The sequence below is a fragment of the Paraburkholderia phosphatilytica genome, from assembly GCF_003443895.1.
Classification (GTDB): domain Bacteria; phylum Pseudomonadota; class Gammaproteobacteria; order Burkholderiales; family Burkholderiaceae; genus Paraburkholderia; species Paraburkholderia phosphatilytica.
The window spans coordinates 47762-63301 of record NZ_QQOA01000041.1 but is presented as its reverse complement, the minus strand read 5'-3'; the positions used below and the strand labels follow the sequence as shown (position 1 = coordinate 63301).

Below are 15540 nucleotides of genomic sequence, written 5' to 3'. Positions count from 1 at the left end.
CACGGGCTGATTGCCAGCGGGCCAACACGACCGCCCGATACCCGATCATGCCTCACGTGCGCGCCGGATTGCGGACGGCCTTCGCGAGGCGCTTACTCGAGTACAACACTGAGGGGCACAGCTCACACCCGCACGATGTTAGACCCCACGGCAAGTTAAACGAGTGTACAGTGAGTGGGCGTCGCTTTCACGACGCGCAGTTGAGCACTCACGGCCTGTCGATGGGACGGGCCGTTTTTGTGCTGCGGTCAGGCGCTTCCAGGCGGGTCCATCGAAGACATGCCACCTGACGACATGCCACCTGCGTGCCGCAGGTAAAGCCTGCACACCATCCCCCCTGCTGCCCCTACCATGTCCCGATATCTGACAGTGCTTGTGCAGCAGCTTGCGATTGCGGAGCGTTCGATAGCGCGGCTAACCGCTACCCTTGCCGTAAAGGAAGATTACCAGGCATTGCTCAGGCGCTCCGGGGCGAGCGACAGGCAGGAGGATCAGACCATCAAGGCGGTGGCGGGTGAGCTACAGCGCTGGTGCAACGTCAAGGAACACATCCATCAGGCCATCTGGCGATGGTCGCCTGACAGCCGAGGTTAGCCAGTCAGGGTTCGTTGGTCACGGTTCGTCGGACCTGACGGCGCGGTCGATCAGCAGGGATGCACTATCGAGCGCCCGCATGATACGCACGGCGCGGGTGTCGGTGCGTCGGCTGTCCCGTAGTAGCACGCGGGCACTATCAAGTGCCATCTGCGCGCGCTCGACGGCGCTTTCGTGATCTTCCGTAGTGCTGGGGCGTGAGGGCATGAAGGTTCCTTTGAGCCATCATACGCTTTTGGTCTGGCGGTCGTGATATTTCGTGTTCCAGAACACCGGTCTGTGGCACGCATTGGGGTATGCTGCGCATCGTCTCTGGCATGCCATTGGAATAGCTGGCGAACTCTCAGTTACCGCCCCTTGACCAAGGGCCACCTTTTTGTGCCTGCCTACCGCTGATGCCCGTCCAGTAACGCTGGCAGCGGATCGAGGTTTACTGGTAGTCGCTCGCCTGAAACGGCTTTCCTATGCTGGCGTTGTCCCTCTGGCGGGGACGACACTCCAAATCCGTTCGAATGGCGATCCTGGGCTGGAGTCGCCATTTTTTTTATCTTTGGCGGTGGACGATCAGGAAATCCTGACCCCTTGTGCCTGTTGCGACGGACGTACAGGCTAATCCACCTAGAACCGCAAACCCCGCAACGGCGGGCGAGGTTCAACAGCTACGGGCGGTTCTGGCAAGCGCGGACGAGGCGTTGCAGACGGCCATGGCGACGGCCCGCCGAACGCGTCGCACCGATGATCAGCGCAGGGGCCCGTTGCATCAATGTACAAATGACCTGATAAAGGCGATCAGTGTCTGGGGGGACTGAGCTTTCTGGAAGTACCCATCGAACTTTTCATGGAGGACCTGCCGACGCACCTCAGCCTCATCAAGGGCGGTATGGGCAACTATTGCGATACCAGCCGTGCGGGCGTCATGTCTGACTGCAAGCAATGCCTCGAAACCGTTGCATTCCGGCATTGAAATGTCCATGAGAATGACGTGTGGATCCCAGTCGATTGCAGTCTGGATCGCCTGGCGTCCACCATATGCCACGCGGCAGTCGATATTTTCGATAGAGAGGTACGCCGACAACGCGTCCCCGGCATCCATGTTGTCGTCAACGACCAGGACGCGCAACTGAAGACTGTCTACGTCCAATCTCCGTGTCGTCCATTTGAGAACAGTCGAGCGGGCAGGCGTGCGATGCATAGGACTCCATGAGCATAGCGCTTTCAGACACCCGGAGTCATTCGGACGAGAGGCCCGTCTGTAATCCTGGTGATGCTAAAAAATTGCGCAATACGCAGGCCCGCCCCATGATCCCTGGCGGAAGCTCATTGTTGAGAGGAACACGCAAGAATGCCGACGAGTTGCGCATAGTCGACCGGCTTCGTGAGGTGAAAATCGAACCCAGCCGACAAGGCACTTTCCCTGTCCTGCTGCTGTGCCCATCCCGTCAACGCGATCAGCGTGATGTTTGCGCAGGCTTTTCGATTGCGGATGCGGGCTGCCACTTCATAACCGTCCAGTCCTGGCAGCCCGATATCAAGGATGACCGTCTCCGGAGCAAACTCGCCAACAAGGACCAGTCCCGTCTCACCGTCCGATGCGGTGCGGGTGTTATGGCCGTCCAGTTCAAGCAGCATTGCAAGACTGGTCGCTGTATCTTCGTTGTCGTCGATAATCAGAATCCGCTGGTCACACTGCCGCGCAACGACGGGTTGCTGTTGCGCAATGGCATTCGACGGAAGGCGTCCCTCAAGCGGAAGGCGGACGACGAATTCACTGCCATGCCCTGTTCCGGCACTATGGACGGAAACCTTGCCTCCGTGGCGTTCGACCAGTGCCTTGACAAGTGAAAGACCGATCCCGAGGCCGCCCTGCGAGCGGGGAAGACCAGGCGGGAGCTGTGCGAATATCTGGAATATCGAGGGCAGATGCTCGGCAGAAATTCCGATTCCTGAGTCCCGTACCTTGATGACGGCTTCGTCCGCTTCCCCGTACAGCTCGAGCCAGATCGTTCCGCCCGCCGGTGTATATTTCGCGGCGTTGTTCAACAGGTTCTGGATCACCTGCGAGAGCCTCGTCGGATCTGCCATCAAGACAATCGGCTCGCCGGGGAGGCGGATCTCGAGTTTGTGGGACGACGCGTCGATCAGCGCCCGCGACGTTTCAATCGCCTCGCGGATTACGGAGGCGAGATCCAGTGACTTCGCACGAATTTCCAGTTTTCCCTCGGCAATCCGTGACACTTCCAGCAGATCGTCGACGAGGCGAGCGATCTGGCCAATCTGACGTTCCAGCACACCACGCGACCAGATGATCTGCGGATCGCTGAACTCCTTACGCCTGAATACCTCGATCACCGTCTTCAGTGGAGCAAGCGGGTTGCGGATTTCATGAGCGAGCGTGGCAAGGAATTCATCTTTCCGGCGATCCGCGAGCCTCAGTGCGTCCTCGGCCGCCTTCTGCGCTTCCAGCGCGCGTTCCGCCTTCTGTCGGGCAACCAGCAGCTCCTGTTCGTACTTGTGCCGGTCGGTGACCACGATGAATGCGAAGTCGTCGTAGTCGATCCCGTCGTGCCGGTAGCGGGCCGCATTGATCAGCATCGGGATCTTGCGACCATCGCGATGGCGTACGTCGAGTTTGACTTCGGCTACCGACCGCTGGATTTCGAGGAGCGGTGCCCAGTGGGTCTGATGAAAGACTTTCCCGCCGACAGTAAGCAGGTCCTGCACCCGTCGGCCATCGAGCAATTCCTCCGCACTGAATCCAGACCATACGCAAAAAGTGGCGTTCACCCTGACGATGGTGCCGTCGGTCGTCGTTGTGAGCAGCCCGCACGCAGCGTGCGCATACGCGTCGCTGAATGCCGGAAGACTGAACCTGGGACTGTCCATCACTTCCCCAGCGTTTGAAGAAACGTTTCGGTTGCCTCCTTGCTTGGCCCGGGTGCGCTTAGATGGGGGCAATGCCCCACGTTTTTCACGACGCTCAGCGTGCTTCGGGCGATCGCGCGTTGCATGTATGCTCCGACGGCGAGCGGCGCAAGCAGATCGTCGCTCGACTGGACAATCAGGGTCGGCGTTGTAACGCGTGAGAGATCCGCGCGATGGTCGGCAAGGAAGGTGACGCGCGCGAAATGCCGTGCGATTTCCGGATCGGTGCGACAGAAACTGTTGGTCAGCTGCTCGGCGAGTTCCGGTTGCTCCGGAGCCCCCATGATTGCCGGAGCCATCGTGCTCGACCACCCCAGATAATTGCTCTCCAGCGCCTCGAGCAGTTCGTCTATGTCTGCACGGGTGAACCCGCCAACGTAATCTCCATCGTCGATGAAAGACGGCGAGGGGCCAATCATCACGTTGGCGGCAAACAGATCGGGGCGTTTGATCGCCGCCAGCATGCCTATCATCGCACTGACGGAGTGGCCCACATGGATGACCGGGCCATTGGCGAACTCCTCGATGATCTCCAGTACATCGTCGGCGTATCCGGACAGCGATCCATATTTGTCCCGGTCATAGGCGGAAAGATCGGACTGGCCTCCTCCGACAAGATCGAACAGAACGGTCCGGTAACGGCTTGCGAAACTGGGCGCGAATTGCCGCCACATGTTCAGGTCGCAGCCGAAGCCGTGAGCGAAGAGCATGGTGACCGTACCTTGTCCGGAGACCTGTACGTTGTTACGGCGCTTGACGCTCATGGAAATATCCTGAAATGCGAGATTGGCCACATGCTGGCGGGGCCCGTATCAGGGTGCCGTGCGCGGCAGTCTCCGGTACGGTACACGATTCTGAAGTGAGGCCAGTTTTCCCCAGCCTGGCGCGTTTCGCATCTGTTCTGTCGCCTGGGCGAGCTGATGCATCTCTTTCCGGGAAGGACTTTTGTCTGACCCGGTGTATCTTCCTGCTGGCATCTGCCGATGCTGTGCCGTGAAGTGTGGGGAAGCGGAGCCGCGACTTCATGTCATCTGGGAGCGTGTCTTGCTGTCTCGCGCAAGCGCCAGGTTTATCCGCATCATCTGTGGGCGCGACCGGATTGCCCAGTGATGTCTTGCGCGGTGGTAGTGTGATGATCAGGATCGAGGGAGTCTCGTCACACGACGCAGAAAGTCCGGTCGTCATCCGCCCGCAGCAGGATCAGGGTGCGCCGGTGGCCTGCCGCTTCAGCTTCGTCCGCTCCATTATCTGGCGATCCGTCCCGGACTGCGTTTTCCGCCAAGGCCGCTCTGCCGTGGCGCGGGTGCCGGGAGCAGAAGCTTCAGTCTCTGCAACGCAACGTCGCAACGACACAGCCACCACAGGCTCAGGCAGGCGAGTACGGGCGTGGCGGCGAAAAGCCGAAGCTGGTCAGGGATGTCGTGGAATGGCTTCCTCTCACGCGCCCTTGGCGCTAGTCACATTACTTTTCCACCATGAGTTTTCCGTCCGGAACGACGCAACCAGGTGTGACCTGATTCGGGTATACGAGCCGCCTTCAGCGTCGCGGCCCAGGTCGTCACGGCCAGCACGGACGGGGGAAGCCCATGGCGCTACGCCCGTCTCCGTGTGCGGTCCAGCATCTGCCGGTATACGCCGGGATCACCTGCAAGTGCGGCTGGCGCGCCATCCTGAACAATGTTTCCACGCTCGAGCACGATGATCCGGTCGAAGTTCCGGAGAGTCGACAGTCGATGCGCTATCGCGACGACCGTTCGACCTTTCATCAGGCGCTCAAGCGCAGCCTGAATGGCCACTTCTGATGCGGTGTCGAGCGCCGACGTTGCCTCGTCGAGCAGAAGTATGGGCGCGTCGCGAAGAATTGCCCGTGCAATGCCGATGCGCTGACGCTGCCCTCCGGACAGCTTCATGCCGCGGTCTCCGGCGATTGTCGCAAACCCGTCAGGCAGCGCCTCAATGAAGCTGAGGCACTGCGCGTCCTCGCAGGCCCGACGCACCTCCATTTCGGTTGCCTCCGGTCTGCCATAGCGGATATTTTCGAGCAATGAGCGGTGCAAAAGCGTGACATCCTGGGGCACGATCGAAATCGCGGACTGCAGGCTCTGCAGGGTCACGTTCGAGATGTCCTGTCCGGAAATGCGGACGCAACCAGAAGTAGTCCCATAAAAGTGTTGAAGCAATGCGAGGATCGTTGACTTTCCGGCGCCGGACGGCCCGACGAGCCCGACACTCTCGCCGGCCCCGATGTGCATGGACAGACCGTCAAGCACCGGCGGACGCCCGGGATAGGCAAAGGTGACGCTCTCAAAATCGATGCTGGCCTCGGCCAAAGTCAGCGTGGATGCCCTGGCCGGCTCGGGCATCGAATGCGGAATGAGCAGTGTGCGCGAAGCTTCTCCCAGCCGGGCAACGTGCTGGGTCAGCTCTACCATTGCAACGGCCACATCACGGGAGCCATGCAATATGGAAAATCCAAGTGAACCCAGAAGGACGACATCGCCGGTGGTTGCACGACCGACGCTCCACAGCCATATGCTCCAGCCCAGTACGATCGCCGAAAGAATCGCGGTCGCGATCGCGTGGAGAAGCCGCAACCGTTCAAGGTAAAGAAGGCTCGCACGCCGCGCCACGGTTTCGGAGTGCAGATGCCCGTTGAAGCGCCGCGCCTCCAGCAGGTGGGCGCCAAACGCGTGCACCAGGGTCAGGTTGCCGATGACGTCCACCAGCTCGCCGTCTACGGACGCCGCGGTTATCGCGAATGCTTCATGCTTTTCAGCACCCCTCCGGGCGAGGACGAAAAGACCGCTTGCCAGCAACACCGACCCGAGAACCAGTGCGACGCTCATCTGGACGCTCACCAGCGCTGTCATCATGATCGAACCGATCACTGCCAGTGCCGGAGGGAGCGCGACCCACGCTACCGAATTCTCGATGGTGTAGACCGCGTTTGCAGTTGCGCTGATGCGACTCGACAGCACGCCAGGTTGTCTGTCGGCAAAGTAGGTAGGCGCATGCCCGGTCAGATACTCGAACATGTCGCGGCGGATGTCGCCCGTCACCGAAACGAAGGTGCGTGCGGCAGTCCAGCCCGAGACGCGCCAGAAGAGATTGTCGGCAAAGATCAGCGTGACCAGGATGGCGAACGCGCGCACGACACCTGCCGGGTGGGCATGCCCGGCGGGTAATGCGTCGATGAGAACGCGCACCCCGTATTGAGAGGCGAGAGCACAGGCGACGGCAGCCACGATGGACGCCATGACAATCGCGTGTGCCATCTTCCGGCGCGCAACATAGCGCAGCAGCAGCGATAACGGATGGCCGGCATAACGCGAAAGTACCCTGGAGCGACGACGCCAGCGGATACGACGGGCGCGAACGCCTTGATCGGCGACTGGCGTAGTCATGATAGGTATGGAACGTGATGGATCGAGCGAAGCATTCACGTCACGCAAGGCGTGTGCCGCACGTTTGTCGACAACCCAATGTCCCGAGGGTGCACGCGGGCGCCTCTGCACAACCGCGGGCAAGGGTCTCCGGTTACCCCTACGGAAGTTCGCCCTTCACCGCGCAGTATTTCGGTCCTCCAATCTGGGCTCTCGCGAGGCCATCGCGCGTCGGTCGTTGAGGCACGGCGGTTCGTCTCGCATCTGCTGGGGTTCTTTCATCGTACTAACGGATCCGCTGTCGTCAGCAAGGTGAGCATGAGCGATCCAGTTGCAGTTTCGCCCGGCGCTCATCAGGCACTCTGTACAAACAGTCGTGCCAGCTCTTCGGGGTCGACTGGTTTGACCAGGTGATGGTCGAAGCCAGCTTCGGCCGACCGGATGCGATCGGCGGGAAGTCCATAGCCAGTCACAGCGACGAGGTTCGCCTCCTTGCCGGCCGTGAAAGTCCGCAGTATGCGCGCGACCTCGTAGCCGTTCATGTCGGGCAAACCGATGTCAAGCAGAATGACGTCCGGATTGAAAATCGCAGCCGCCTCGATCCCCGACGTCCCGTCCTGCGCACGTTCGACCTCGTGGCCGTCGATGGTGAGCAGCAGGGCGAGCGCTTCAGCAGCGTCCGCATTGTCGTCAATAATGAGAATACGCTTCGGTGACACCGCCGGTCGGGCCGGTGCGGCGTCCTTCCCGTCGTCAGTTCCGGGTGGTGCGGATCGGGGCAGGTCGACCACGAATTCACTGCCGCTCCGGCCGTCACTGATCGCCCTGACCGAGCCTGCATGCAGTTCGACCAGCCGCCGGACAACCGACAATCCGACGCCAAGCCCGTGGTGACGCTGATCGTCGCTGGCGGCCCCTTGCGCAAACAGCTCAAAAAGACCACCAAGCATTGAAGGCGGAATGCCTCTCCCGTTGTCCTTGATACTGAGTGACACCCGATGGGTCGAAGTCGTAGCCCGAACCTTGATTGAGCCGCCGGGAGCGGTGAACTTCGCCGCGTTGATCACGATGTTTTCGATTACCTGCGAAAGGCGCGTCGGATCCGCGTTGACAAACACAGGTTCATCGGGCAATGACACGCTCAGACTGTGCTGTCGTTCGTCGACAATGGGCTGGCACACCTCGAAGGCGCTCTGGATCACCGTTTTCAGCGGCACAATCTGCCGGTTCAACTCGATCGTATTGTTCGTGATACGCGTGATGTCGAGCATGCCATTTACGAGATGGGTCATGGCGCGACCCTGTCGCTGGATAACACCCACGGCCCACTGCCGCCTCGACTCCGGCAGCGCGTCCGAGGCAAGAAGGTTGCCCGCGGTGTACAGCGCGGCGAGCGGGTTGCGGAGCTCATGGCCAAGAACGGCCATGAATTCGCTCTTCCGCCGGTCCGCCTGCGCAAGCTGTTCGGCGCGCTCCCGAAGCTGCGCATTGCTCACGCTGCGGTTGGTCAGATCACGTTCGGTGGATGCGACGGCAACCGCGTTGTTCACGGAATCGACCAGAATGGACATCGTCAGCCAGATATCGACTTCATGGCCGTCCTTCGCCACTCGCCGCGTCTCGTAGGAATGCAGGGCTTCGTTGTTCGTTGCCTGCAGGACGAAGTCCAGGTGATCCTGTCTGGCGCCCGATGGAACAAGATCGGAAACGGACATCGTCAGCGCCTCCGCCTCACTGTAGCCGTACATCTCCGTAGCGGCCTTGTTCCATGCAAGGATTCGGCCCTTCAGATCAAACACCGTAACCGCGTCGTTGGAGTCCTGCACGAGCGCTGCGAGATGGCGTGCGCGTTCGTCCGAGCGCTTGATCTCGGTAATGTCCGTCCACGTGATTACCGTGCCGGCAGGTACCTTGCCATGCACCGGGGCATAGGGCGTGATCCTGCGGACAAGCCATCGGCCGGTTGCCGTTTTTACTTCCCGCTCGGCCTGCTCCTTCTCTCCCGAGACGACCCGCTCCACGTCCCACATCAACGCATCGCCCAGCGGCGCTCCGAGAACGTCCGCGATGGTACGACCTGTATCCGCAGGCGCCAGGCCGAACATCACTGCCGCACTGGGCGTGAAACGCCGGATCACTCCGTTCGCATCAAGCAGTACAGTTGCGATCTCGGTGCTTGCAAGCAGGTTCGTCAGATCGGTACTCAACTCTTCCAGCTGGCGGATCTTGTTTTCAAGCTGTGAGTTGACCAGGTTCAACTGTTCGTTGACCGCCTGCAGTTCCTCTTTCGACGTCTCGAGTTCTTCATTGGTGGAGCGCAACTCCTCATTCATCGAGAGGATTTCTTCGTTCGAGACTCTCAGCTCGCTGTTGCTCTGTTCGAGCTCGTCGATCGTGCTGCCCAGCGCGACCTGGGTCGTCCGCAGTTCACTCTCCAGATGCCACAAGTCAGAGTCAACCCCTGAAGGAATGGGCGATACGGGTCGATCAGGCATCGGCACCCGGGAGAAAATGACCAGCAGGGCCCTGCCCGAATGTGCGGTGTCGAAAGGTTGCGTCACGGTGAGTTTTACGGTCGGACCTTCTCCGTTTGATACCACTTCGCTAACCGCGGCGCCGGCATGCTCCTGCACCGCGCGCCGCAGCACGATCCTGAGTTTGAGGCGCAGGTTCGCACGCGCCATATCGAGAATATTCCCCGTCGGCTCCCCGGCCGGCTGCCCAAGATACTCGTCCGCGTCACCACTGACGTAGAGCACCTGGTGCGCGAGGTTGACCAGGACCGACGCCGCATGGTGCTCGGCCAACAGCGTGGCGTTCACCAGTTCTGCGTAACCCTTGCTGCGGGCCGCGACGCGGTTCGCCGGCGAGAACTCTTCACGACGGACTGCGCGGCTGGAGAACCGGTACCCGGAAAAGCTGGGGGCCGCGACGGGACTGCGCTGGTAGATGCGCCACGCCTTCGACACCTCGTGGAAATGCGTCGAGTCCGGATCCGTGCTCTCCGAGCGCCCCAGAAACAGATAGCGGTCCGGATTGAGCGAAAAATGGAACAGCTCAAACGCCCTCTGCTGTGCCTCGGGATCGAGATAGATCAGCAGATTGCGACAACTGATCAGGTCCACACGGGAAAACGGCGGATCAGCAATCAGGTTCTGTGGCGTGAAAAGAATCGTCTCGCGAAGTTCCTGACGGATCTGGTATCCGTGTTCGTATGCCTGAAAAAACCGTGCAAGCCTCGCTTTACCCACCGGCAACGCGACGCTCGGAGAGTAGACACCCGCCCGGGCTCTGGCGAGCGCGGTACGATTGACATCCGACGCGAGGATGAGAAACTTGCGTGATCCTCCCCGCTTTTCTATTTCCTCCGTGAGCAGGATTGCCATCGAATAGGCCTCCTCCCCGGTGGCGCACGCGGGCACCCACACGCGTAACACCTGGTCGCCTTCTGGCTCCTCCAGCAGGTGCTGGACGACCCGATCAGCGAGCGCCTGCCAGGCGGCGGGATCGCGGAAGAATTCTGTCACGCCGATCATCATGTCGAGGCTCAACGCGTCGGCCTCTTCGCTACTTCCCTTCAGTACTTCGCAATAGGCCGTGAGCGTATTCACGCGGTTCACGCTCATCCGGCGCGCGATGCGCCTCGCGAGAGTGCCTCTCTTGTATCCCCTGAAATCGGTGCCGGCTGCGGCCAGCGCCATGAGTATGGGCTCGAGATTGGCCGGTTGGTCCGGATTTTCGTCGTCCGGCAGGCTCACCGTCGCCAGGCGTTCGATGTATTCGACGAGCATCCCAGGCATTTCTTCTACTGGAAGCACATAGTCAGCAAGTCCTGTCGCAATGGCGTGCCCAGGCATCGCATTGTGCTCGGCGGACTCAAGCGTCTGCACCATCACCATTCCACCGCCAGCCTTGATCAGTCGAAGGCCGGCAGCGCCATCCGCATTTGCTCCTGTCAGCACGATCGCGATGGCCCGCTCGCGCTGGTCGGCGGCAAGGGAGGCGAAGAGCGCGTCGATCGGCATCGGGATTTCAGGGCGACCGACTGCTGGCACAAGGTTGAATCTACCCTGTGATATCGCGACCGAGACGCCCGGTGGGACGACATACACGTGGCCACCACGGATAGCGGAACCATCCGCGATGGCGGAAACAGCGAACGACGTGAACCCCGCCAGCAATTGGGGCAGATGACTTTCGGAATCGGGCGCCAGGTGCACAACCACAACAAATGCGATTTCTCGCGGCATGGCAGATGCGGCGCGGAAAAACTGGCCAAGAGCCTTCAGGGCGCCTGCGGAAGCACCAATCGCGACAACGTGCGACGGCGCGTGCTGCTCGCGCGCGGTCGAAGAATCATTTGGCTCGTTCATCTTTGGTTCCGTATCCCGACGATCGACCAGTGTAATCGACAGCAGCATTATTCATGCGAGCAGCCGGAAATCGTCTGCCACGGTTCACACGAACCTGAGCTGACAAGAACAATACGCGCGTGCATTTGCCCAATGACGTCCACGACGCGGGCGATGCCGGCCAACATCGATCCGATGCCACGGATGATGTATGGTCCCTTTTCGGTCATTTTTGATCTGCTATCCTAAATATACGCCTCATCGCCGCGGAGCGGTTGATTGGGATTCCGCCTCGGGATCATCGACTCGGAGACTCCAGGTCGTTACGCCTGGAGGACGTGGCCGTGAAGCTTCAACAGACTGCATCGACGGTTCATCCGGACGAATGGAATTCGCCAGACACGCATTCCAGGCATCGCCCGTTGAATTTCTCGTGTTTGCCCCGCCTTGAATGTGCACCGCCGTCGTGGCGGCCGGCAGGCGACGGATGTCGCGCACCGGCCGTCACGCTGTGCCGTCAGCGTTCGAGGGGCGGTTCGTCGCCGAGGTCACCTTCGGCCACGTCCATCCCGCCGAGCCAGTACGGGTCGCGGTTGTAGTACGTATGCAGCGACGCGGCCCAGGCGGGGTCGGCCATCGACGGCCAGTGGTCCTTGTCGAAGCCCGCGTCGTCCTTCAATCGCTGGGCCGCGATGTCGACGTGGAAGCACTTCTGATCGGTATCGAGCATCAGCGCACTCCACGGAATCGCGTGCAGCGTCGTGCCCATGCCGAGGAAGCCGCCCTCGGACAGCACCGCATACGCGACCCGGCCAGAACGCACGTCGAGCATGATGTCGGAAATCTTGCCGACGTGTTCGCCGTCGGCTGACATCACCTTGTTGCCGTCCAGTGTCGCGGCCGCCATCACCTCCGGTCCCGGGCCTTCGCCCCGGCCGCCTCCAACGATCTTTGCGCCGCCCGTGCGGTCGCCTTGCGGATTGATCGAGCCCATGATTCGCCTCCCTTAATAAATTGTGGCCTTGACATGGCGCAAGCGCTGTACCACCGGCTGGCGGTCGTGCCGGCCGCTCCGTCGCACAGCGCTGCATCAATGGAGCTGCCCGGTCAGATCGCCGGCGTTCTTCGGCAGCTTCGCTTCGGGGGGCACCTTCGCTGCGTGAGCTTCCTGCCGGGCGCTTCGAGCTCGAGCCAATGCCGGATAAAGCCCGCTTTCCTCTACCTCGATGTGATGACGGGTCATCCCGGTCAGCACCCTGAAGGTCGCATCGAAGCCGGGCGCACCGGGCTTCAGGTCCGCGAACTTGCCGATCAGCGTCCTGACAAGAAAATGCTCGACGTACGCTTCTTCTGCGTCTCGGTGTCGGGCACATCGCTGTTGGGCAACGCATGCTGCGCGGCTGGATTCAGCAGTTCTTCCTCGATGATCGAAGGACCGTCGGCTCTTCGCACGCCCTCAGTACAGTTGAACCGCGCTCACCGCGTTTGGCGACAATGCTAAAGAGCAGGTCGGCCCCTTCACGCCACGAAGGGCGGGTCTCCGGCCTGACGGGCACTGCAGGAAGGCATTGCAGCTCATCCAGCAGCATTGCCAGGTGGCGGAGACGCTTGCGAGCAGCAAAAGCGTGTCGCAGTGAGATCAGAAAGCGGACATATCGGAATTCAGCAGACACCTTTCGGATCTCCAATACCGGTCCAAGGCAAGATCTTCGGCTTTCGCACGCGAAGATGCCGAACGCTTCGTCGCATGCCTGCGCGGCACAGCCGCGGGGCGAATGCATCGCCCCCATCACGCTGAAAAAACCGAAACCACGGATCCGCCGGGGCTCGATTCGGGATTGGGCGGTGGGATCAGGAATGCTCACTATCCGGGCAAGTCGACGAAATCCGCTGACGCGTGTTTCGCACCTTCGCTTCAGCGGTCCTGAACCGCACTTTGCATGAAACTCAAAGGGCGCCGGCATCCGGCTTGCTCGGGGCAAGAACGGCCCACATCTGCCTATTCAGGAGAATGCGATGCTTACGACCCCTTCCAGGCTGCTCATAGTACTGTCGCTCGTTGTGCCGCTCGCCGCTGCGCCGACCTTGTCACTCGCGCAGGGCGCTGCGAGCGGCGGATCGGCCGGTGCCACGAACACCAGCAAGGCACAGGTAAAGGCTCAGCGCAAAGCCGCGCGCAAGCAGTCGCGTGCGCAGCGCAATGCGGAGCTGAAAAAGCTTGAGGACAATGGCTACAACCCTGGCCAGAGCAATGATGCAAACTACCCACAGGGTTTGCAGAACGCCGAAAAAAAGCTGCGGGACAACAACCCGCAAGCCAGTAGTGCCTCGCCTGGCGATTGACGGCGCTGGCATTGAGGGGGCAGGCAGTCATATCGTGCTCACAGCGCCACAAGGTATTCGGGACAGGCGTGCAGGGCCGGGGAGCGAGTGTGCACGTCATTACATCCCGCATCCACCGCGATGCGCTTGCCGGAAAGCAACCTGACGGCAAGGTGATCGGACCAATATTACAGCCGTGGATACCAACCTATCATCAACGAACGGGAGAAAGCCCTGTGCTTTCGAGGCCCTGCTGCTCCCCGGTCCGCGGGCGTTTCAGCCGGACCAGTAACTGACGTAACGGGCGACGACGGCCGCTCCCATGCCCGCGGTCGCAAGCCAGCCAAGTGCGCGTAACATCCAGTGCGAGCTGAGATCGCCCACAGCGGAGTGCCTTGTGCTGAGTAACACCAGCAATACCATCACGGGCGTTGCGGTCGTACCGTTGACTACCGCGCTCCAGTACAGCACGCGCAATGGATCCAGTCGCATCGCAGACAGCACTGCGCCAAGGGTCCCACTCGATACGACGATAGCAATCAACACAAGCGCGATGCGCCGGCTGTGCTGCTGGTCGTTTGGCCAGCCGAGCGTCGCCGCGACCGCGTGAGCCGCCGATCCCGCCAGCGGTGGCAACGCGAGCAGGGAACTGCTGATGAACGCGATACCGAGCAGATCCTTGTCGAATCGGCCGGCCGCTGGCGCCAGCACGCTGGCCAGGGCCGCCGTCGAATCAAGCGTCCGCCCGCTCGCATGTACGGTCGCCGCGGACGCAATCAGGATGGAGAGGGCAACGGCATTCGACAGCGCGGTCCGGATCAATGTTTCCCGGCGCAGGTCCCGCAGGCGGCGTTGATGTGCCTCGCCATGTCTTTCCCTGCAAGACCGCCCATCTTCCGGACGCTCTGCTTCCACCTGCTGTTCTGCCTGCGAATACAGCAGGTACGGACTGATAGTTGTACCAAGCACCGCAAGAAGCATCTCCAGAAAATTCCCGGAGAAGGAGATACGCGGAATGAAAAGTCTTGGGGAGAGCGCCGTCCATGGCAGGCGCAGCACGATGTCGACCGCGACATAGGCAAATAGCGACAACGCCAGCCATCTGAGCAGGCGCGCGTATCTTGCATAGGGCACGTACCACTGCAGGCTGATGGACAGCACGAGGAATACCGCTGCGAAGGCCGGGATCGAACCTCGCCACAGCAACTGCGCGCCCACACCCATCGCAATCACGTCCGCAGCGATATTGAAAGCGTTGGCGATCAGGAAGCGACCCACTGCAAGGAGAAACCATATCCGCGAATAGTGCTCGCGCATGTTGGCCGTCAAGCCATTACCCGTCAGAACCGCGATGCGCGCTGACACGAGCTGCAGGGCGACGATCGATGGATAGCTCAACACGCAGGTCCACAGCATGTCGTAGCCGAACTGCGCGCCCGCGAGGCAATAGGTGACAATACCCGCCGGATCGTTGTCGGTGGCCGTAGTGATGACACCGGGTCCGATGCTGGTTGCCCATGAATGCGCGGCATTGCCTCCTTCGCTGTTGTCGGGCGGCTGCTCTGCAGTACCGGTCTGATGGCGTGAAAGCATGGAGGCTTGAGCCAGGCATCTGGATTGGGAGCATTCGGCGCAGCCGTCCCGTTGTCGGGCACTGCGCTGACCGCCGACACATCGGACACGGGTGGCAGCACCGGCTGCTGTCTGCCTCGCATGGAGACGGGCAAGCGAAGCTCGCGCGAACAGTCGGCACGCATGATTCATGCCGGTCAGCTCGGGCTGGGAGTGGCACTTCTGGCGGGCACAGTTCGCCTGCATCCGGCCCCGCGCCGATCTCCTGGCGTCAGGGACTTCCTGCGACCGCTTCGGCATCCGGAATGCTTCCCGGGCCTGAACGCGAGGTTGCGCAGTCACCGACACGGACAGTGGGGAACACCTATGAAGCTCGACCAGATCTTTTCCCGGAT

Annotated in this window: 9 protein-coding genes; 2 read left to right on the top strand and 7 right to left on the bottom strand. The window is 61.1% G+C overall.

Annotated elements, in window-relative coordinates; translation table 11 throughout:
• Positions 1–1354 precede the first annotated feature (1354 nt).
• From DVS29_RS30225 to DVS29_RS30200, 6 genes are all read right to left on the bottom strand, one after another.
• A complete protein-coding gene (locus DVS29_RS30225) occupies positions 1355–1786 on the bottom strand; it encodes a response regulator (protein WP_118184198.1) in 432 nt (143 codons plus the stop codon).
• Between the two features lie 125 nt (positions 1787–1911).
• Positions 1912–3477, bottom strand: coding sequence for a hybrid sensor histidine kinase/response regulator (locus DVS29_RS30220; RefSeq protein WP_118184197.1), 1566 nt, complete (start codon positions 3475–3477; stop codon positions 1912–1914).
• The gene (locus DVS29_RS30215) at positions 3477–4280 is read right to left on the bottom strand and encodes an alpha/beta fold hydrolase (RefSeq protein WP_118184196.1); all 804 of its coding nucleotides are present in this window, start codon (positions 4278–4280) and stop codon (positions 3477–3479) included. Before DVS29_RS30215 ends, DVS29_RS30220 begins: the two co-directional genes overlap by 1 nt.
• An 828-nt stretch (positions 4281–5108) precedes the next feature.
• On the bottom strand, positions 5109–6920 hold the full coding sequence (locus DVS29_RS30210; protein WP_118184195.1) for an ABC transporter ATP-binding protein: 1812 nt from the start codon (positions 6918–6920) through the stop codon (positions 5109–5111).
• 332 nt (positions 6921–7252) lie between these two features.
• Entirely contained in the window at positions 7253–11272 is a 4020-nt protein-coding gene (locus tag DVS29_RS30205; protein ID WP_118184204.1) for a CheR family methyltransferase, read from the bottom strand.
• A 496-nt stretch (positions 11273–11768) separates the two neighbouring features.
• The gene (locus DVS29_RS30200; RefSeq protein WP_118184194.1) at positions 11769–12245 is read right to left on the bottom strand and encodes a PRC-barrel domain-containing protein; all 477 of its coding nucleotides are present in this window, start codon (positions 12243–12245) and stop codon (positions 11769–11771) included.
• 33 nt (positions 12246–12278) lie between these two features.
• Between DVS29_RS30200 and DVS29_RS37065 the strand changes: the two genes are divergently transcribed.
• Complete coding sequence (locus DVS29_RS37065) at positions 12279–12752, top strand: hypothetical protein (RefSeq protein ID WP_124800736.1); 474 nt, start codon at positions 12279–12281, stop codon at positions 12750–12752.
• 515 nt (positions 12753–13267) lie between these two features.
• A complete protein-coding gene (locus DVS29_RS30195) occupies positions 13268–13594 on the top strand; it encodes a DUF4148 domain-containing protein (protein ID WP_118184193.1) in 327 nt (108 codons plus the stop codon).
• Between the two features lie 255 nt (positions 13595–13849).
• Here DVS29_RS30195 and DVS29_RS30190 read toward each other — a convergent pair whose 3' ends face one another.
• Positions 13850–15166 (bottom strand): NRAMP family divalent metal transporter, encoded by a 1317-nt coding sequence (locus tag DVS29_RS30190; protein WP_240655855.1) that lies wholly within the window; start codon positions 15164–15166, stop codon positions 13850–13852.
• Positions 15167–15540 lie beyond the last annotated feature (374 nt).

Coding starts and splice junctions, on each gene's coding strand:
- DVS29_RS30225 (WP_118184198.1), bottom strand. CDS start 1,786: ATGCATCGCACGCCTGCCCGCTCGACTGTTCTCAAATGGACGACACGG.
- DVS29_RS30220 (WP_118184197.1), bottom strand. CDS start 3,477: ATGGACAGTCCCAGGTTCAGTCTTCCGGCATTCAGCGACGCGTATGCG.
- DVS29_RS30215 (WP_118184196.1), bottom strand. CDS start 4,280: ATGAGCGTCAAGCGCCGTAACAACGTACAGGTCTCCGGACAAGGTACG.
- DVS29_RS30210 (WP_118184195.1), bottom strand. CDS start 6,920: ATGACTACGCCAGTCGCCGATCAAGGCGTTCGCGCCCGTCGTATCCGC.
- DVS29_RS30205 (WP_118184204.1), bottom strand. CDS start 11,272: ATGAACGAGCCAAATGATTCTTCGACCGCGCGCGAGCAGCACGCGCCG.
- DVS29_RS30200 (WP_118184194.1), bottom strand. CDS start 12,245: ATGGGCTCGATCAATCCGCAAGGCGACCGCACGGGCGGCGCAAAGATC.
- DVS29_RS37065 (WP_124800736.1), top strand. CDS start 12,279: ATGGCGCAAGCGCTGTACCACCGGCTGGCGGTCGTGCCGGCCGCTCCG.
- DVS29_RS30195 (WP_118184193.1), top strand. CDS start 13,268: ATGCTTACGACCCCTTCCAGGCTGCTCATAGTACTGTCGCTCGTTGTG.
- DVS29_RS30190 (WP_240655855.1), bottom strand. CDS start 15,166: ATGCTTTCACGCCATCAGACCGGTACTGCAGAGCAGCCGCCCGACAAC.